This window comes from Chryseobacterium sp., from assembly GCF_029240215.1.
Classification (GTDB): Bacteria; Bacteroidota; Bacteroidia; order Flavobacteriales; family Weeksellaceae; genus Chryseobacterium.
The window spans coordinates 1-19556 of record NZ_JARBTK010000012.1 but is presented as its reverse complement, the minus strand read 5'-3'; the positions used below and the strand labels follow the sequence as shown (position 1 = coordinate 19556).

The following is a 19556-nucleotide window of genomic DNA, read 5'->3' as shown; positions in this document are numbered from 1 at the left end:
AATGAAAATTCACCTGATTTTAGGTAAAAAAACTCGTTTATTCGTGGCAAAAAATAATAATTCGTCCGCTTTTTTAGGCAATCATATAACGTTAAATGTAATGCCTGTCAATGTTTCGCTTAATAGCCATAAACGTTTTGCATTGGTTTCATCTAATGAGTACGGTTTTACTCCTGCTGAAACGTCTGGGCTCAAAGCTAATTCAGCAATGTTAGTGTCTTCACAATACACACCGCCAATGTTGTTTAATTGCGGACTTGTTGCACACCAGATTGTTGTAGATGCACCCTGCGGAATTGTTTTGAGTGAAGCGGTCACTTCGGGGAGCATATTTCCTTTTTCATCACAAAATCCCATTTTTATAAACAGCTCTAATGGTGCTTCTCTTCCTAATTCTGTTCCTGCAATAGAACCTGGATGCAAAGAATATGCTCTTACACCAAACTCTTTTGCCCGGCCGTCTAATTCAAGAGAAAATAAATTAACAGCGGTTTTTGATTGCCCGTAAGCTTGCAGGGTTTCGTATTCCCGATGTTCAAAATTCGGGTCTTCAAAATTGAAAGGTGCAAATTGGTGTCCTTGTGAAGAAACATTTATCACTCTTGCTCCATTGGCTTTTTTTAATGCAGTCCATAATTTAGCTGTAAGTTGGAATTGTGCCAAATAATTGACGGCTAATTGAGACTCAATTCCACGATTGTCTCTACGTAAGGGAACCCACATAATTCCTGCATTGTTAATAAGCAAATGCAATGGTCTTTCCGAAGCCAGAAAATTTCCAGCAAATATGTCTATAGATTTAGGGTTCATTAAGTCCATTTCTACTATTTCAACGTTGGCAATTCCTTGCAGATTTTTTTGTGCTTTTTCAATGTCTCTTGCCGGAACAACGACTGTTGCACCAGCTTTTGCAAGCGTTTTGACTGTTTCCAATCCAATGCCTGTGTTTCCGCCTGTTACAACGGCAGTTTTACCTGTAAGGTCAATTCCTTTGATTACTTCTGCTGAAGTTGATTTTGCGTTGAAGTCCGAATCGATCGGATGCTGTAATGCTCCGTTGTAATTTGTTTGTCCCATTATTTTAAAATTTTTATTGAGACAAAGGTAGATGGGATTGTTTCAGATGACTTTGTTCAGAAGTCCGAATACGCTTTGTTTAAAAGTTCACTTGTTGATGTTGCTTTTCAGCCTAATTTTCTTGTTTTTTGAAACTGCAAAACAAAAAAAATTGTGTTGTATTAAATGGCGTTATATGGTCTTCTGTTACGCAACGAATTTTGTCAAAACTGTTTTTAAATTCGTCAGTCAAAGTTTTTTCTGTGTATTGTTTAATTTCAAGTCCGCTACATTTTGTCGATCCGTTTTCTGAAAAAGTTCCGATTGTCATAAAACCTGTTACAGATTTTCTTGCGGTTTCCATATATTTTTCAACCTGCTCAGTCGTTGTCAAAAAATGAAAAGTTGCTCTGTCGTGCCAAATGTCAAAAGTCGTGTTGGGCTCAAATTCTGTTATGTTGCTAACAATCCAATTTATTTTTTCGGCTTTTTCACCCAAACGATTTTTGGCTTTTTCAAGTGCTTTTTCAGAAATATCTAAAACAGTTATGTTTTCAAAACCTTTGCCAAGCAAATAGTCCACAAGTTTGCTGTCGCCACCACCAATATCAATGATTTTAGCATCTTTTGTGACACCAAAAGAAGAAATAAAGTCAAGCGAAATTTTTGGGATTTCTTGTGTCCAGCTTACTTGGTCTGGGTCTTTAGTTTCATAAACTGTCTCTCAATGGTTTTTTCTATTTGTGCCGTTCATTTTCTGCTAATTGTTTGTACGATTGCTTTGTTTGGTTACCACCAACATTTCGTGGTTTTCGATGTTGGGATTAGGATTCCTTTAGTCCAAATTTAGTCCAAAAGTTTCATTAAAATTATTAATGTTTAATTACTTCCTTTTGCTCAAATATTGTAAAAACCCCGTGTTATCGGTTGTGCTTATTCTTTATGCGAATTTCTTTTTTGCTTCGTCACTTACAGGGGTGAAAAAATTAATTAAATTCCCGTCCGGATCACGAAATAATAGTGAACGATTACCCCAAGGCATTGTTGTCGGTTTCTGAACAATTTCATTTGTTAAACCTTTAATCATTTCGTAATTATCATCTACATTCTCAACAAGGAACTCTATAATAATACTTTTGTTAGTCGCAGGTTCAGCAACGCCTTCTCCGAAGAAAGCCAATGTTCGTGTACTTCCAATTGCCAGGGTAAAAGCCTCAGATATAAGCTCTGCAAAGTCATCTGTTGCCCATTTAGCTTTTGTACCTGTTGCATCCTCAAAAAACTGAACCAATCGCTTTATGTCAGCGGTAATTATTCTTACTGATACTAAATTTGCTTTACCCATTTTTCTTTTTGTTTTTAAATTAATAATAACACAAAAGTAGAATGGCATTATGACAACTGTATGTCAGGTATGGTAAAGTTTTTTTCTTTGGTGTCCAAAAAATCTTTTAATGTTAGTTTGTGCGGTTTAAAATGATGATTGATTTTAAGATGATTTTTTCATTGTTTTTCGCTTTAAGATTACGATGCAGAGTTGCAATACTTAAAATCTTCGTAATTGTAAAAAACGTTTTTTTCACAAATACACAAATGGGTTTTAGTAAGAATTGTTGCATATTTATTTCGTGTATTAGTGGCAATTTTTATTCTTTTATGTTGAATGACTGTTTATATTCTATTGGTGTCAGGTTAGTTTTCTTTTTAAATAATTTGTTGAAGGATTGTGAATGTTCAAACCCTAATTGATAGGCGATTTCTGATACCGATAATTGCGTGGATGCTAAATATTCTTTTGCCTTTTCAATGAGCTTTTCGTGAATGTGGTGTTGTGCATTTTGTCCGGTTAAGGAACGAAGCATATCGCTTAAATATCTTGGTGAAACATTTAATCCCCCTGCCAAATATTCTACCGTTGGAAGTCCGTTTTGTAAACTTTCATGTTTGTCGAAATAGTCATTTAAAATTTGTTCCATTTGGGCAAGCAAATGGTGGTTGACCGCTTTTCGTGTAATGAATTGGCGTCTGTAAAAACGGTTGCTGTAATTGAGTAAAACCTCAATATGCGAAACCATTACATCCTGGCTAAATTCGTCAATAGATGTATTCAGCTCCTCTTGTATATTTCCAAAAACAGATAAAAGTGTTTGACGTTCTTTGTCGGAAACGAAAAGACCCTCATTGGCAGCATATGAAAAAAAGCCAAAAGTTTTAATCCGTGTTGAGATTGAATAATTGCGGATGAAATCAGGATGAATTAGTAGTGTATAACCTGAATAATCATTGTCCTCTTCAGCACTTGCTATAATTTGGTTGGGCGAATAAAAACACAAACCACCTTCATTAAAATCGTAATAGCCTTGTCCGTACCTGATTTTTCCCGTAAAGTTAAATTTGAAAGAAACTTTATAGAAATTAAGTAACAGCAATTTGGGTATCTCTTCATCGGGCAGTTTTATATCGGCATAGTTTACTAAACTTACCAATGGATGTAAGGGCTTAGGCAAACCCAATGCTTTATGCAATTCTGAAATAGAATTAAATGATTGCGGTAGTCTTTCCTGTTTTCCCATTACTACAAATTTATACAATAGGATTATACTATCATTTCAAAGGGGGACTTAATATGCAGAGATTGCCTCAATTTTTTTCTAAAATTTTCTGCACCTTCCTGCAACCGCTGTTGATCTGTTTGTTCAGCATCCGTACCCGCTAAATATCTTAATTGGTCTTTGCCATCTGTTGCTGCTTCATATACCACTGCTGCTATTTCTTCAACTTCATTAAACTGAAAAAGCTGCCCATTGCTGATGAGTTTGCCCATGCTTTCGTTTAGAACTTCATATTCATTACCTCCGGCAAATTGCATTGCATTTACAAAATTACTTTTTATGCCTCCTGATGCCACGGTTTTAATTCCGACATTAAATAAAGCAAGGTCGTATGAAATGCTTTCGCTAAATCCTTCCAATGCCCATTTGGTAGCGTTGTAAACGCTGGACAAAGGACAAGACGAAAATCCAAAAATAGAAGTGGTTGTAATAAAAAGCCCTGCTTCTTTTTGTTTGAAATAGGGAATAAAAGCTTTAGTAACTCTGATAACACCTGTAAGGTTGGTCTCTATTTGTTGTAGAATTTGTTCGTCAGTTGCATACTCCAAAGCTCCTCCCAAACCATAACCTGCATTGTTGAACACAACATCAACGTTCTGGTTTTCAATGATACTCTTAATTGTTTCATTGATCTGTGAAACATTGGTAACGTCCAGCGACACCAAATTTATATTTTCTAATTGATTGAGTTCTGTCTCTTTTGCAGGGTTTCGCATGGCAGCAATTACATGCCAACCTTTTGATTGAAATAATTTAGCTGTTGCCTTGCCTAAGCCTGCCGATGCTCCTGTAATAAATATTGTCTTTTCCATTTCAATTTATTCTAATGATTATTAACCAATTGTTTCTGCCAACTCAATAAGGTTGCCATCTAAGTCAGCAAAAAATGCAAGTCTTTTGCCGATAACAGCTAGGTCGAAAGGTTCGCCAATAGTGGAAACATTTCTTCTTTTTAATTCGGCAAGTGTTTCATCCACGCTCGTTACATTCAAACAAAAATGATGATAACCAGCAGGGTGAAGGCTTTCGTTCAGGTCTGTAAAAGTGGTTTGTGGTTTTGGGTTAGCTCCTGCCAATAGTTCTATCCAAAAATTGTCATCGTTGGGAGGGGCCAAATAAGCCAATTGAAGGTCGCCAAAAGGCCATTCGTGAATAACCCGGAAATCAAGTTTTTCTACATACCATTTTTTGCTGGCTTCAAAATCGGGAACTCTAAGGGCGACGTGTGCACCTCGAATACTACTGAAAATACTTTGGGCATTTTTAGCAGGGATTTGAATCGTTGTCTTGTCCATTCTATAATAATTTTAATGGAACAAAATTCAGCAAATGGTTACGATTGGTTGTGTCTTGAATGAGTATTGTTGTAGTTGAAATGACGTTTTTCTTTATTGCTTCCTGTCGGGATGTTGTGGTTGTTGGTTGTTGGTTGTTGCCATTGCAGCTAACGGATTAAGGCTTTGCAATGGTGTGGCAATCGAAGCACTTCCGTTCGGCTAATGTATAAAAGTTTTATAGAAGCACAAAAGCTGAAGTCTGCACTTCAGCCCTGCTTTTGCCAAACCGATGTTGTAGGCAGTTTTTATTGTGGTATCTGTTCCACCAACATTTCATTTCCTGCTTTATCAAAATAGGTACAAGTCATTTTTTCCATACAAACTGCCCATTTTTCAAGTCCTGCTTTGGCACAATCATTACAGAAAGTTTGATAATCTGTCTTCCCTTGTTGATGAGCTTTAATGTCTATTTTAAACTGCTCAATGTTTGAAATGTCGGCAACCTGTAACGTGTCATACTTTGCAGATGATGAAGTTTTGTAATCATTTGCCCCATAATAGTCGGTGTGTCCATCTGAAACAAAAGTTTCATAATAAGTAACACCCAATTTTTTAATGTCTTGGATGTAAGCAGGAAAGTCTGCACCTGATTTCACTTTGCTGTGAGCCGCTTTGATTTGTTCTACTGTAAACATTTCTTCTTTGTTTTTAATTGTTAAGCGATTTGTTGAATTACACGCAACCATAATACTCATACTTGCGAAAATGATTGTTGATTTTATAATTATTTTCTTCATTGCTTTTTGCGTTATGATTACGATGCAAAGTTGTAATTCTTAAAATCGTTGCCATTGTAAAAAATCGTTTTTCTACAAAAATCGTTTAAAATTTTCGGGTGTGTCGCCTGTAAATTGTTTAAAGTCTTTTATGAAATGAGCTTGGTCAAAAAAATTGTTTTCGTAGCAGATTTCGGTCAGCGATTTACTATCATTTAGATTGTCAAGAACTGTGTTGAAACGAACAATAGAAGCAAATTTTTTGGCTGTTGTTCCTACCACTTTTCTAAATCGCTTTTCAAACGGACTTTGGCTAATAAATAGTTTTTCGTTCAATTCTTTTATTCGGATTGTCCCGTTACTTTGGTAAATAAGTTTAACCGCTTCAACAATTAATTTGTCGGTTTCAATGTCTTTGAGTTGAGATAGTAAAAACTGCTCAACTATTTTTATGCGTTGTTTGTCTGTGGTGGCAATTGTTAATTTTTCTTCAACTTCGATTACATTGTTTTTGTCAAAAATGTCGTCAAGTGAAAGACTTAAATTAAAGAGTTCATTTGCAGGATGGGAAACGAAATGCGTAAAGCCAATTTCAGTAAAGTAAACCAAAATGGTTCCAATGTTAGCCGAATTTTTGAAGATTTTGTAGCCATCGGTAATTCCTGTAATTCCTGCCGTTGTCAGTTTGCTTTCGGTATTGTCTTTCACAGTTGCAAGTTGTCCTTTATACTGAAACCCGATAACAAGTCCCGATGACGGAAAAACTTTGTATTCATTTTCCAATTCATTCTCCGACACTACAAAATATTTGATGTAGGGTTTTAATTGTTCAGTCGGAAAATGTTTGTCAAATTTCATTGGTCTTTCTGTTGGGAACGGGTTTTGTAAAATTGCCTACAACGTTTCGGGGCTTTGCGTTCGGGCGGGAAATCGAAGCATAAAAGCCGATGTTATTACTAAAGTTCAATTGAAAAACTACCGTTGAATTTTGCACTTCAGCCCGCCTGACGCAAAACCCTTGTTATGTGCAGTTTTTTATATGTTATTCAATATTAATTCTTCTAAATTTTCAGCAAGTTTTTCAATTTCGTTGTTGTCGTGATAATATATTTTTACATTTCCATTTTGTGTAATAAATATTGGGTCTCCTGAACCGTCAATAGAAATTACATAGCTTGATTGGATTTCATTACAAACCTGAAATTCTAAATAAGTACTTCTAAATGATTTTGTAATTTCAAGAATGGTTTGTTCTGCTTTTTTTGAACCTCTTTTTGTGCAAGGAAGCAAATCAATTCCTACATAAGCATCTCCATAATTTAAAAGTAAATATTTATAAGAATTGTCAAACGTTATGTTTAACTCTTTTTCTGTTTGTTGAATATCTTTTTCTTCGTTTCTCTCTTTCAGAAAAATTTTGGTTTCTTCTGATGAAAAATATTTATCTATTGCATTTTTAAACTCACTTGTCATTTGCTTATATTTCAAAGGGATAATTTTCTAATAAATTTTCGTTTATTGAGTGAAGTTGTTTTTTAAACTCAATTTTTGTTTGGTTGTCTAGTTCCCCAATTGTATCATAAATTTCATCAAGTTGTTTGTTTAAAAACGAAAATTGCAACCATTGTTGAAAATTAATGCCAAGGTTTATAAAATTTATTGGGCTTAATTCTTCCTGGTTATGGTCGTAAAATAGGACTTTATTATTCTTGTCAAATAGCCAAAAATCTCCTTGTCCGTTTTGACCGAAGAACCAAAAAATTTCTATTTCAGCAGAAGTTATGTTTTCTGTCCAATAGCTTTTGTCTGAAAATTCTTTTGTCGTATTATGAGCTTCAACGCTGTTGAATAAAATGCACTCAGATGAAATTTCAATTGTTTTGATTTGAGTTACAATTTCTGAATAGAGCGTGTCAAATTTATAATTTACAGTTTTAGGAAAATTATGTTTACTAGAATTCTCAACTAAAAGCATCGTTCTTATTTCTTCTATTGGAATGATTTTCATTTTTGGTAGTGTATTATTTTAAAATTGCCACTAACGGTTTACGTATTGGCGATGGTGGGGCATTTGAAAAATGCCAGCCCAACATTTGCACAAATGCCCAATAGAATTACAAATGTTGAATTTACATCTGTCAGCCCCACTATTGCCAATACAATGTTAGTGGCTGCTTTTTTATCTTGTCGGTTCCCAAACATATTTTCCACTTTTGTCAATATAGCCATATTTGAACTCTTCATATTTTTTACCGATTGTAACTGATGCAAGTCCATTTTCAAAACTTTCCGCAAGAGTAAAAGTTGGCTTTATTATCATTGCTCCTGTCTTGTCAATGTAACCATACTCTTTGCCTTTTCCATTTGGTTTAACAACGGCAAGTCCTTCTGAAAAATGCTGACCCAAGTAAAGGTCGCAAGGAATTACAAGTTGTCCTGCATTGTTGATGTAGCCGTAACCCTTGTCCCATACTGCACACATACCATCTGAAAAACGAATGTCAGCACCAGTAAATAATGGTGGAATTATAATTTCATTTTCCTTGTTGATAAAAGCGTAGAGTTCCTTCTTGTTTGCTTTGCCGTTTATCTTTTTCGGAGAAACAGCTGCTTTACCTTCGGAAAATTCTCTTGCGTATTTGTAAGTTGGTGGAATAATGAAATTGCCGTTGATGTCAATGAAACCCCAATCTCCATTTTCAGAACAGTTTATTAGTCCTTCACTATATTTTGAAACCAAAAAATTTCTCCCGTTTAGTTTGATAGCACCAAACTTGTCAATAAAGCAACCTGTTGAAACTACTTCCTGCATGACAAGAGCAAACCCATTTTCAAAGTCCCAGCAACGATAAAAATTTGGTTCCATAATGAAATTGCCAGATGTGTCAATGTAACCATATTTGTCACCTAATGTGGCAGATGCCATTCCTTCAGAAAATCCTGATACTGTGTCAAACTTCGGTGGAATCTTGATGTTACCTTTAGTGTCAATGAAACCAACTTTGTCACCAACGAAAATCCTAGCAAGTCCCTCAGAGAAAGAAGACACACCGTCAAACACCAAGTCAATTACTACCTGTCCCTTGTCGTTAATAAAACCTGACTTACCGTCTTTTGTAACTTGAAATAAATTGTCGCTCATTTTTCTATTCTAGCATTTGTTAGTCGTTGTAGTGTCGTCCGTAAAGTAGCCGCTAACTCCCAAATTTACGCATTGCGTCAATCTAATTTATATAATATTCGCAAAGCTGCTTTCCTGTAGTTTTTGAAAATTGCTTTAAAGTGTTGGCTATTATTAATTTATATCAATTAAAATTTTTTTGTATTTTTTTGGATTGGCGAATATTTTTGTATTTTTGATACAAACACAACCAGATGAAATATTCAAAAATATTCAGACAAAAGCTTGAAATAGCAAGATACAGCCCGTATACTATTAAAACTTATATTTCGACCTTAGCTTCTTTTTTTAAAGCCATCCATAATGTTTCCGTAGAAGAAGTTGATGAGAATATTGTTGAGAAATATATTTACAGAGAAATTAAAGAAAAGAACATTTCACAATCATATCAGAAACATATTTTAGGAAGCATCAAACTGTTTTATGAAGTGGTGTTCAACAGAAAATTTTCTCTTTCTCATCTTTACCCGAAAAGGGTAGAGCGCTCATTGCCCAAATATCTCAACAAAGAAGATATTTTAAAAATGCTCAATCTTACAGAAAATTTAAAACACAAATCTATAATAAGCCTTTTGTATGGTTGCGGGTTGAGAGTCAGTGAGTTGGTGAATCTCAAAATTACAGATATAGATTCTAACGCAGGAATCATTTCAATTATTCAGTCAAAAGGTAAAAAAGACCGTTATGTAATGCTTCCTCAGTCTGTTTTGCCATTGCTTAGAGAATATTTTAAGAATAATTCACCTAAAATTTACCTTTTTGAAGGAAGCGTAGGCGAACAGTATTCAGCAAGAAGTGTACAGCAGATTGTAAAACAAGCTGCTTTGAAAGCAAAAATACCTAAGCCTGTAACTCCCCACATTTTAAGACATAGTTTTGCAACGCATCTTATTGAAAATGGAACAGATATCAGATATGTTCAAGAGCTTTTGGGGCATAGCAGTCTTCTGACCACTCAGATTTATACACATATTACTGATTTAAAAAAACGAAAAATCCAAAGTCCGCTTGATACTTAAATCTTTTGGACTTTGGATTGAATGTTATCCAAATGCTCTCTTCAGCAAACTTTCCACTTTCGGCTCACTTCCTCTGAAATTTTTATAGAGTTCCATGGGGTCTTTTGTTCCGCCTGAAGAAAGAAGAATTTTATATTTTGTAGCAATTTCAGGATTGAAAATTCCGTTTTCTTTAAAATACTGGAATGCATCGGCATCCAGAACTTCTGCCCATTTGTAAGAATAATATCCTGCAGAATATCCACCCTGAAAAATATGCGAAAAACTAGGACTCATCGCTGTTTCAGAATTTGAAGGATACAATTGGGTCGCTTTTGTGTAATCATCCTCAAACTCTTTTACACTTTTATTCTCCAGCTCTGCAACCTTCGTATGATAATTCATATCCAAAATTCCAAAACCAAGCTGTCTCATGGTCTGGTAACCTTCCATGAAATTTTTAGACTGTGCAATTTTTTCGATTTTTTCGTCAGGTAAAACTTCACCTGTTTTGTAATGTTTGGCAAAAGTTTTCAAAAATTCAGGTTCGTAGCAGAAGTTTTCGAGAAATTGAGATGGTAATTCTACAAAATCCCATTTCACAGAAGTTCCAGACAAGTTCGGATATTGTGTATTTGCCAACATTCCGTGAAGTGCATGACCAAACTCGTGGAATAAAGTCGTTACTTCCTGAAAAGTCAATAAACTCGGTGTATCTTTTGTCGGTTTGCTGAAATTACAAACGATAGAAATATGCGGACGTGAATTTTCACCGTATTTTTTGTATTGATTTTTATAACTCGTCATCCAGGCTCCGGCTCTTTTGCCTTTTCTCGGGAAATAATCAACGTAAAGAAGAGATTTATACTCACCATCCTCTTTTACTTCATATATTTTTACATCTTCATGATATTTAGGAACGTCATTTCTTTCCACAAAAGTCAATCCGAAAAGTTGATTTGATAATCCAAAAACTGCTTCCTGAACTTGCTCAAGTGGAAAATAAGGTTTCAGTTCCTCATCATTCAGATCGTATTTTGCTTTACGGAGTTTTTCGGCATAAAAAGCATGGTCATAACCTTGCATTTCTTCAATTCCGTCAGCTTTTGCTAAGGATTTTAATTCTTCAATTTCTTTTTCTGCGTAAGGTTTTGCTTTTATCAAAAGTTCATTTAAAAAATCTAAAACTTTGGTCGGAGATTTTGCCATTCTTTCTTCCAAAACATAATCTGCATAGTTTGCATATCCTAAAAGTTCAGCTTTTTGCTGTTTTAAATTCAAAAGTTCTTTGATGAGGTTCTGATTGTCAAATTCTCCACCATCGAAAGATTTTTTACCGTTTGCCAAAGCCAGTTCTTTTCTCAGTTCACGGTTTTCAGCATATGTCATAAAAGGAATATAGCTTGGATATTGTAAAGTGACAACCCAGCCTTCAAGATTTCTCTCTTTAGCCTCTTCTGCATATTGGTCAGTGATTGCTTCAGGAATTCCTGCTAAATCTTTTTTATCGGTAATATGTTTGAAATAAGCATTTGTGGATGCCAAAACGTTTTGTCCAAATTTTAGAGATTTCAAAGACAAATCCATACTGATTTTCTTTAATTTTTCCTTGTCTTCTTCGTTTAAAAGAGCACCACTTCTTACAAAACCTTTATAAGTTTCATTCAAAAGCATTTGCTGTTCTTCGTTTAGATTGTATTTCTCCTTCTCATCATAAACTTTTTTAATTCTGTTAAATAAAGCTTCGTTTTGAGAGATTTTTGACGAATATTCAGTTAAAATTGGTGAAACTTCCTGTGCAATTTGTTGCAACTCATCACTCGTTTCTGCAGAATTTAAATTGAAAAAAATATTGGAAGCTATATCCAGTTTTTCTCCGGAAAAAGCCAAAGCTTCGATCGTATTTTCAAAAGTAGGCTCTTCATTATTATTGATGATGGCATCGATTTCTGCTTCAGATTTCTGAATTAATTCTTTAAAAGCAGGAAGGAAATCTTCATTTTTAATCTGATCAAATGGTGCTGAATGATATGGTGTATTAAAATTTTCGGTTAAAATATTCATTGATGTATTTTTATAATGGTTGTAAATTTAATGAAATGAATTTGATTCAGCTTCTGGTTGCTCAAAAACAATGCCCCGACAAAAAGATATGACAAAAATGCCTTTTGCTGATTTTCTTGTCATAAGGAAAGTTGTAATTTCGTCTGAAAGTGTAATTTTGATTTTAAAAATTAATAGAAAACTAAAATGAGGTCTCAAAACAAAGAAACTGTCCGGAAATACATGGATTCTTTTCAGGAAACCAATCACGAACAAATTTTAAGTTGTCTCACCGAAGATGTGATCTGGGAAATGCCCGGAGTTTATCTGCATCACGGCAAAGAGGAATTTGACAAAGAAATAGAAAACGAAAACTTCACCGGAAAGCCAAAAATAACGGTTTTTAGAATGACGGAAGAAAATAATGTGGTGATTGCAGAAGGAAATGTAGTCTCGCCAGTTTTAAAAACGGAGATATTCTGAATGCCGATTTCTGTGATGTTTTTGAAATGGAAAACGGGCTGATCAAAAAGTTGGTGTCTTATTTAATGCAAAAAAAATAACTTAAATTATATAAACGATGAAAAGATTTTTTAAAATTTTAGGAATTATTGTCCTTTTATTAGTAGCCTACGTTGTAATTGCAATGTTGGCTTTCAGCAAAGAGTATTCTTGTGAAAGATCAATTGAGATCAATGCATCTCCTGATCAGGTGTGGAGTCATATCAATTCTATGGAAAAGATCAACGAATGGAATCCGTGGATGAAATTAGACCCTGCAATGAAGCGTACGTACACAGGAAACAGCGGAAGTATTGGAGATAAATTCTGTTGGGACAGTACATCTGATGATGCCGGTAAAGGATGTCAGGAAATTACAAACCTAGGATATTACGGCAATAGTAATGGTTTTGTATCAAGTATTATCAAATTCGAAAGACCGTTTGAAGGTTTGGCTTTTTCGGATATAAAAATTGAGAAAAAAAGCAACGTTACAAAAGTTATCTGGAGAATGAAAACGGAAATGGCAACTTTTATGCTTCCGATGAAACCTTTCATGGATGGGCAAATGAAAAAATCTTATGATGAAGGTCTGCAAAGTTTGAAGCAGATTTCAGAAAAATAGAATAGAAGCCTTTCAAAATTATTGAAAGGCTTTTTTAATAAAAAAATATTATCTTTATGTAAAGATTACGATACATGGAGAAGACAGTATTTGAGAAAAACAACATAAGAAATTATGTGAAAAGCGTGATTTCAGAAAAAATAGAAAAACTAAAAAACTTTATAGAATTTACTTTAGAAGCCAGTCGGGATATCAAGAAAACTCCGAAATATGACAGTATGCGTGAAGAAATGCAGGAAGAAATTTACCAGATGCAAAGACAACTCGCAGCGTTGAATGATTTGAAAACCAATATGGCAAGAGTGCTTCCTGCAGCTACTAAAAGAGTACAATTGGGTTCACTGGTGATTACCAACAAAGCCCGTTTTTACATTTCTGTTTCTTTGGGCGAATTCTTTTTTGAAGGCGACCGTTTCTACGCAATCTCCTCTGAAAGTCCGATGGCGAAAAAAATGATGGGGATGCAGTCTGGAAACGCATTTACCTTAAACAATATTCATCAGGAAATTATTGAGGTTCTCTAATTTTGATTCTAACTTCTAACTTCTAACTTTTTCCGTAATTTTGTGTCTATGAATAAAGCAGAAGTTTTAAAAGAAATCATAGAGCAAAGAAAAAGTATCTTTCCAAAAGATTATTCTGAAACAGAAATCTCAAAGGAAATCATTGAAGAGATTTTAAATTCGGCAAAATTTGCTCCCAATCATAAACGTACAAAACCTTGGCGTTTTAAAATTTTCAAAGGCGAAGAAAAAGCAAAATTAGCTTTGGAAATGCAGGAAATCTACAAGTCTACACAAGCTCCGCAAGTTTTTTTAGAAAAAAAATATAATGATATTGGCTTTAAAATCAACAAAGCTGATGCTGTAGTTTCTATTATTGTCAATTTCAGCGGAATGGTTCCGGAGTGGGAAGAAATCGCCGCTGTTTCTATGGCCGTTCAGAATATGTATCTTACCTGTACCGCAAATGGAGTAGGGTGCTACTGGAGTTCGCCAAAAATTGTAGACTATTTGAAAGAGTCTTTGACTATTGAAGAAAATCAAAAATGTCTGGGACTTTTCTATATGGGGAAACTTGATTAATCTAACAGGTGTGAAAATTTACCAGTTGAACAGTGAAAAATTCTTGACGGGTTGCTACATTGTCCAATTGATAAATTGTTACATTTATTAATTGTTAAATTAGATTTTTTACTTATCTTTGCACACTTAAATATTTAACTGGGACGAGTTCCCTTAAAATTCAAACATTATGTCAGTAAAAATTAGATTACAAAGACACGGATCAAAAGGGAGACCTTTTTTCCACATCGTGGTTGCAGATGCAAGAGCTAGAAGAGATGGTAGATTCATCGAGAAACTAGGTACTTACAACCCAATTACTAACCCTGCTACTATTGATTTGAACGTTGATTCTGCTGTAAAGTGGTTAAACAACGGTGCTCAGCCAACTGATACTGCAAGAGCTATTCTTTCTTATAAAGGAGTTCTTTACAAAAAACACTTACAAGGTGGTGTTGCTAAAGGAGCTTTTGATGAGGCTGAAGCTGAAAAAAGATTTGCTGCTTGGTTAGAATCAAAAGAACAAAAAGTACAAGGTAAAGTAGAAGGTTTATCTAAAGCTCAGGCTGATGCTAAGAAAGCTGCTTTCGAGGCTGAAACTAAAGTAAATGAAGCTAGAATTGCTGCTGCTGCACAAGTAGAAGCTGACGCTAAAGCTGCTGAAGAGGCTGCAAACGCACCTGCTGAAGAAGTTGCTACTGAAGCTACAGAAGGAGAAGCTCCTGCTGCTGAAACTGAAGAAAACACTGAAGCTTAACAACAAACCGGTATGCGTAAAGAAGATTGCTATTTTTTAGGAAAAATCACGCGCAGACACGGCCTTGCGGGAAACGTTATCCTTAAATTGGATACAGACCAACCCGAGCTTTACAATAAATTGGAATCAATATTCGTTGAAATCAACGGATTATTGGTTCCTTTTTTTATTGAAAAATCATCATGGAGCAAACTTGATGCTCTTAATATTGCATTTAAAAATTCCTCCGAGGCTTTAGTAGATCAATCTTTAGGTAAAAATGTCTATCTTCCATTGAATACTTTGCCAAAACTTACCGGAAACCAATTTTATTACCACGAAGTAATTGGTTTTGAAATTATGGATCAGGATAATAAAGATTGCGGGGTCATCAGATCTGTAAATGATCAGACTGCACAAAACTATTTTATTACCAATTTATATGGTAAAGAAGTAGTAATCCCAATGATCAAAGACTGGATTCTTGAGGTAAATCGAGAAGAAAGATATATCAAAATAGAACTTCCTGAAGGTTTGATTGATGTTTTTCTGGTTCCTTCCAAAAAGGATGAGTAAATTTTTAAGTTTAGCAGTTCAAGTTTAATGTAATTTTGCTCTAAACTCTAAACTCTAAACTCTAAACTCTAAACTCTAAACTCTAAACTCTAGCTCTAAATTCACTTACCTCTTCAACTTCTCCTGCAGATCGTCAATCTGCTCATACATTTTATTAAAAAACATTTTCCTTTCCCTGTTTCCTGATGTATTCAGTGATTTTGAATTCTTGATTTCATGTTCAAAATAAATCAATGTGTCATTACAGGTGTTTTCATCATTCGTCATCATATAACCGAACATATTAAAGGGAATGAAAAACGAAGACTGATATTCATTTTTAAATAAAATGTTATTGCTTAAAATCACTAAATCGTTTACATAAAAATTAAATTCAGGATTGTGCTGAATTTTATATTCAATATTTCTCAGGACAATTCTCACTTCCTCCAAAATCAAGACAATATCTTTGAATTTTAAAAGTCCCATTTCAGAATAAAATGAAATCTGCATCAGAATACTCATGATAGTTGTATCGTTCCATACTTCTGTTACGTTCTGATTTTCATATAAATCTTTCAGCATTTCATTTTTTGGTGAATGGTAAGGAAGATCAAAATCTTCAAAAGAACACAAAAATTTGTCTTCATTCAGCAAATTCATCCAGACATAAAATTTAAAACGGGAAAGAATGGTATCTGAAATAGTATAAAAAAACGGAATGTCTTTCGCAGAATAATACACTTTCGACTGATTGATATTCTGGAAAACATTCAGAATCTTCAACGAACTTTCAAAAAAATGCAGTAAATCTTCCTGTGTTTTTACAGGTCTGGTTCTTTTAACTACCAACTGATTTTCCGATCCCAAAAACTGATCAATAGAAATCTGATAATATTTTGCTAATTCTATCGCTTCTTCAAAACTGAATTTTGCCTTCATCGAAGTTCTTCGGTGTGCCGCATCGTAACTGATATTGAGAATATTGGCGATCTCGTCATTCAAAGATTTATCCCCGATTTTCTTTCTGATTTGTTTGAGTAGAATTTCCTGATTCATGTTTTTTGCGATTTTCACAAATGTAGAGATTTATTTTAATTTTTTATCGCATTCATAATTTTGGTTTTCAAAATTAGCTTTGAAGTATAATTTAAAATTAAATGTTATGAAAACGAAATTATCAATCATCGCACTATTTATTAGTTTAATGTTTTTCGGACAAGACAGTTTGAAAATAAAATCTTCATTTATTACTGTAAATCCGCAAAATAAAAAGATTAGAAATACGGACGGTCTTAACGTTGGAATTCTGGATGATTATAAAAAACAAAGAATTAATGGAGTGAATTTTCAGGTAAATCCTATTAGTTTGTTATATCCTTTAATTCCGCAAGCAATATCAGTACCTACAGAAGAGAAATCAACCATTACGGTGAATGGATTGCATCTTTCGACAGGCGGAATGATGGATGGTAAAAAACTGAACGGTGTTGGAATTTCAATGTATCATCATTCACGCACGACAAACGGTTTGTCAGTGAATTTTTTTAACAATACTTCAGGGATTTTAAATGGAGTTCATATTTCAGGTTTTGCTAATAGTTCGGAGAAAGGAATTGGTTTAAACATGGCTTTTTTAGGCAATAATTCTAATGATTTTAAAGGAATGCAGATTTCAATGTTTAATCAATCGGGAAAATTAAGAGGAGTTCAAATAGGAATTGTCAATAAAACTAAAAATCTACGAGGTTTACAGTTTGGATTATGGAATGTGAACGAGAAAAGAAAATTTCCGATCATCAACTGGAATTTTAAATCTGAAAAAAATAAATCATGAAAAATATACCATATATATTAATAGCAATACGCTTTCTTTTAGCACCGGTAATTTTCTTTTTAGCTTATTTAAAAGACGAAGAATCAAGATTTGTAATTTTAGCTTTAATGTTCATCGGATTGCTGACAGATATTTTTGATGGAATTATTGCGAGGAAAGTTGGAGTTTCCACAGAAAAATTAAGACGACTCGACAGTCAGGTTGATTTAGTGTTTTGGCTTTCTTTAGGATTTGCTGCGTATTTTCTCAATCCTGAATTAATAAAAAACGAATGGAAAAGTATTACCTTAATTTTTGTCATGGAAGCTCTCTGTTATTTAATAAGTATCTTGAAATTCGGGAAAGAAACCTGTACTCATGCATTTTTATCAAAAATGTGGGGATTGAGTTTACTTATTTCTTTTACTTATTTAATAGGATTTCAGCAGGCAGGTTGGGCATTTTATTTGGCTATAATTTTAGGAATAATTTCTCATGTAGATGTGATCCTTATTATTTTAATTCTTCCAAAATGGCAGTATGATGTACCAAGTTTCTATCATGCCTGCGAAATTAAAAATGGAAAGCAACGAAAAAAAACTACTTTTTTTAATTAAATAAGAAGAAAAGCATCAATGAAATAATCATTTTTAAATCAAACAGTGTAATCACTAAAAGTTACGCTGTTTTTTGTAAATTTGCACACATTAATTTTTATATAAGAATTTATAAATCAACAAATGAAAAAGCAGACGATTAAAGAAGTCCTACAGGATTACAAAAAAGTATTACATCATGACATTACAGTTTACGGTTGGGTAAGAACTTTCCGTGCAAACCGCTTCATTGCGCTTAATGATGGTTCTACGATTAATAATTTGCAGGTTGTTGTTGATTTCGAAAATTTCGACGGAGAGATTATCAGTAAAATAAGCACAGCTTCTTCTCTAAAAGTTGTGGGTGAAGTGGTAGAAAGCCAGGGAGCCGGACAAGCTGTAGAAATTATTGCTAAAAAAATCATCATTTTGGGTGATAACTTTACCGAAGAAAGAGATAAAACGATTCTCCAACCAAAAAAACACTCATTAGAAGTGTTAAGAGATCAGGCGCATTTAAGATTCAGAACCAATTTGTTTGGGGCGGTTTTCAGAGTACGTCATGCAGTGAGTTTTGCAATTCACTCTTTCTTCAACCAAAACCAATTCTTTTACATTAATACTCCTATTGTAACAGGAGCTGATGCAGAAGGAGCAGGTGAAATGTTTGGCGTAACCAACTTTGATTTAAATAATATTCCAAGAGACGAGCAGGGTGATATCGATTTTGCTCAGGATTTCTTTGGAAAAAAAACCAACTTAACGGTTTCGGGACAACTTGAAGGAGAAACTGCAGCAATGGGATTGGGAAGAATCTACACTTTTGGACCAACTTTCCGTGCAGAAAATTCAAATACAACCCGTCACTTAGCTGAATTCTGGATGATCGAGCCGGAAGTTGCCTTCAACAATCTTGAAGATAACATCGATTTGGCAGAAGATTTCCTGAAATATGTGATTCAGTATGTTCTAGACAATTGTAAAGACGATCTTGAATTCTTAGATAAACGTTTTGAAGAAGAGCAAAAATCAAAACCTGAAAAAGAAAGAGCCAAAGAAGGTTTGATCGAAAAGCTTGAAAATGTTATCTCTAAACGTTTCAAAAGAGTTAGCTATACAGAAGCGATTGAGATTTTATTAAACTCAAAAGAGAATAAGAAAGGAAAATTCGCTTATCCTATTGAAGAGTGGGGTGCAGATCTTCAGTCTGAGCACGAAAGATTCTTGGTAGAGAAACATTTTGAATGCCCGGTTGTTCTCTTTGATTATCCAAAAGAAATCAAAGCATTTTATATGAAGTTGAATGACGACAATAAAACCGTTGCGGCAATGGATGTGCTTTTCCCTGGAATTGGTGAAATCATCGGAGGATCAGAAAGAGAAGCGAGATTAGATGTTTTGAAACAGAAAATGTCAGAAATGCACGTAGACGAACACGAACTTTGGTGGTATCTTGATACAAGAAAATTCGGATCGGTTCCTCATGCCGGTTTTGGATTAGGTTTAGAGCGATTGGTTTTATTCGTAACCGGAATGACCAACATTCGTGATGTGATTCCTTTCCCGAGAACTCCGAAAAATGCAGAATTTTAAGCTGCATATATAAATATTAAGCCTCTGACAACTTCAGAGGTTTTTTTATGTACAGAATAAGTATCACTTTCTAACCTATAACCTTATTACTCTTAATTTTCATGGGAGCTTCATCCCGCTCTCCACT

22 protein-coding genes and 1 pseudogene are annotated in these 19556 nt (G+C 34.3%); 10 read left to right on the top strand and 13 right to left on the bottom strand.

Annotation, left to right across the window (positions count from 1 at the left end; all coding sequences use genetic code 11):
* Positions 1-81: 81 nt before the first annotated feature.
* The 11 genes and pseudogenes from K0R77_RS16650 to K0R77_RS16600 all read right to left on the bottom strand — a co-directional run bounded on the left by K0R77_RS16650 (position 82) and on the right by K0R77_RS16600 (position 8863).
* Positions 82-1077, bottom strand: coding sequence for an SDR family NAD(P)-dependent oxidoreductase (locus tag K0R77_RS16650; protein ID WP_300354974.1), 996 nt, complete (start codon positions 1075-1077; stop codon positions 82-84).
* Between the two features lie 112 nt (positions 1078-1189).
* A pseudogene (locus tag K0R77_RS16645) lies at positions 1190-1810 on the bottom strand (class I SAM-dependent methyltransferase).
* A gap of 186 nt (positions 1811-1996) precedes the next feature.
* Entirely contained in the window at positions 1997-2401 is a 405-nt protein-coding gene (locus tag K0R77_RS16640; RefSeq protein ID WP_300354972.1) for a VOC family protein, read from the bottom strand.
* A 301-nt stretch (positions 2402-2702) separates the two neighbouring features.
* Entirely contained in the window at positions 2703-3629 is a 927-nt protein-coding gene (locus K0R77_RS16635) for a helix-turn-helix transcriptional regulator (protein WP_300354969.1), read from the bottom strand.
* A gap of 23 nt (positions 3630-3652) precedes the next feature.
* Entirely contained in the window at positions 3653-4480 is an 828-nt protein-coding gene (locus tag K0R77_RS16630) for an SDR family NAD(P)-dependent oxidoreductase (RefSeq protein ID WP_300354966.1), read from the bottom strand.
* Between the two features lie 21 nt (positions 4481-4501).
* Positions 4502-4963 (bottom strand): VOC family protein, encoded by a 462-nt coding sequence (locus K0R77_RS16625; RefSeq protein WP_300354963.1) that lies wholly within the window; start codon positions 4961-4963, stop codon positions 4502-4504.
* Positions 4964-5250: 287 nt separating this feature from the next.
* Positions 5251-5742 (bottom strand): DUF1398 domain-containing protein, encoded by a 492-nt coding sequence (locus tag K0R77_RS16620; RefSeq protein WP_300354960.1) that lies wholly within the window; start codon positions 5740-5742, stop codon positions 5251-5253.
* 72 nt (positions 5743-5814) lie between these two features.
* Complete coding sequence (locus K0R77_RS16615) at positions 5815-6579, bottom strand: helix-turn-helix domain-containing protein (protein ID WP_300354957.1); 765 nt, start codon at positions 6577-6579, stop codon at positions 5815-5817.
* 177 nt (positions 6580-6756) lie between these two features.
* Positions 6757-7194 carry an SMI1/KNR4 family protein gene (locus tag K0R77_RS16610; protein ID WP_300354954.1) on the bottom strand — a complete coding sequence of 146 codons (438 nt, stop codon included), beginning with the start codon at positions 7192-7194 and terminating at the stop codon, positions 6757-6759.
* Positions 7195-7198: 4 nt separating this feature from the next.
* Entirely contained in the window at positions 7199-7729 is a 531-nt protein-coding gene (locus K0R77_RS16605; RefSeq protein WP_300354951.1) for a hypothetical protein, read from the bottom strand.
* A gap of 171 nt (positions 7730-7900) precedes the next feature.
* On the bottom strand, positions 7901-8863 hold the full coding sequence (locus tag K0R77_RS16600) for a WG repeat-containing protein (protein WP_300354948.1): 963 nt from the start codon (positions 8861-8863) through the stop codon (positions 7901-7903).
* A 233-nt stretch (positions 8864-9096) separates the two neighbouring features.
* Here K0R77_RS16600 and xerA point away from each other — a divergent pair, with 233 nt between their 5' ends.
* Positions 9097-9921 (top strand): site-specific tyrosine recombinase/integron integrase, encoded by an 825-nt coding sequence (gene xerA, locus K0R77_RS16595; protein WP_300354945.1) that lies wholly within the window; start codon positions 9097-9099, stop codon positions 9919-9921.
* Positions 9922-9945: 24 nt separating this feature from the next.
* Here the strand turns inward: xerA and K0R77_RS16590 are convergent, their stop codons facing one another.
* Positions 9946-11964 carry a M3 family metallopeptidase gene (locus K0R77_RS16590; RefSeq protein ID WP_300354942.1) on the bottom strand — a complete coding sequence of 673 codons (2019 nt, stop codon included), beginning with the start codon at positions 11962-11964 and terminating at the stop codon, positions 9946-9948.
* Between the two features lie 186 nt (positions 11965-12150).
* Between K0R77_RS16590 and K0R77_RS16585 the strand changes: the two genes are divergently transcribed.
* From K0R77_RS16585 to rimM, 6 genes are all read left to right on the top strand, one after another.
* Positions 12151-12426, top strand: a complete 276-nt coding sequence (locus tag K0R77_RS16585) for a nuclear transport factor 2 family protein (RefSeq protein WP_300354939.1) — start codon at positions 12151-12153, stop codon at positions 12424-12426.
* Between the two features lie 97 nt (positions 12427-12523).
* Complete coding sequence (locus K0R77_RS16580; RefSeq protein WP_300354936.1) at positions 12524-13069, top strand: SRPBCC family protein; 546 nt, start codon at positions 12524-12526, stop codon at positions 13067-13069.
* A gap of 74 nt (positions 13070-13143) precedes the next feature.
* Positions 13144-13593, top strand: a complete 450-nt coding sequence (locus tag K0R77_RS16575) for a hypothetical protein (protein WP_300354933.1) — start codon at positions 13144-13146, stop codon at positions 13591-13593.
* Between the two features lie 48 nt (positions 13594-13641).
* The gene (locus tag K0R77_RS16570) at positions 13642-14154 is read left to right on the top strand and encodes a nitroreductase family protein (RefSeq protein WP_300354929.1); all 513 of its coding nucleotides are present in this window, start codon (positions 13642-13644) and stop codon (positions 14152-14154) included.
* Positions 14155-14323: 169 nt separating this feature from the next.
* Positions 14324-14890 carry a 30S ribosomal protein S16 gene (locus K0R77_RS16565; protein ID WP_300354926.1) on the top strand — a complete coding sequence of 189 codons (567 nt, stop codon included), beginning with the start codon at positions 14324-14326 and terminating at the stop codon, positions 14888-14890.
* A 12-nt stretch (positions 14891-14902) separates the two neighbouring features.
* A complete protein-coding gene (gene rimM, locus K0R77_RS16560) occupies positions 14903-15445 on the top strand; it encodes a ribosome maturation factor RimM (RefSeq protein ID WP_300354923.1) in 543 nt (180 codons plus the stop codon).
* Between the two features lie 105 nt (positions 15446-15550).
* Here rimM and K0R77_RS16555 read toward each other — a convergent pair whose 3' ends face one another.
* On the bottom strand, positions 15551-16501 hold the full coding sequence (locus K0R77_RS16555) for a helix-turn-helix domain-containing protein (protein WP_300354920.1): 951 nt from the start codon (positions 16499-16501) through the stop codon (positions 15551-15553).
* 88 nt (positions 16502-16589) lie between these two features.
* On the opposite strand from K0R77_RS16555, the gene K0R77_RS16550 reads away from it, so the two are divergent.
* From K0R77_RS16550 to asnS, 3 genes are all read left to right on the top strand, one after another.
* Positions 16590-17261: a hypothetical protein gene (locus K0R77_RS16550; RefSeq protein WP_300354917.1), complete on the top strand. Its 672-nt coding sequence runs from the start codon at positions 16590-16592 to the stop codon at positions 17259-17261.
* A complete protein-coding gene (locus tag K0R77_RS16545) occupies positions 17258-17857 on the top strand; it encodes a CDP-alcohol phosphatidyltransferase family protein (protein WP_300354914.1) in 600 nt (199 codons plus the stop codon). The genes K0R77_RS16550 and K0R77_RS16545 overlap by 4 nt, the downstream gene beginning before the upstream one ends.
* A 123-nt stretch (positions 17858-17980) precedes the next feature.
* Positions 17981-19429, top strand: a complete 1449-nt coding sequence (gene asnS / locus K0R77_RS16540; RefSeq protein WP_300354911.1) for an asparagine--tRNA ligase — start codon at positions 17981-17983, stop codon at positions 19427-19429.
* Positions 19430-19556 lie beyond the last annotated feature (127 nt).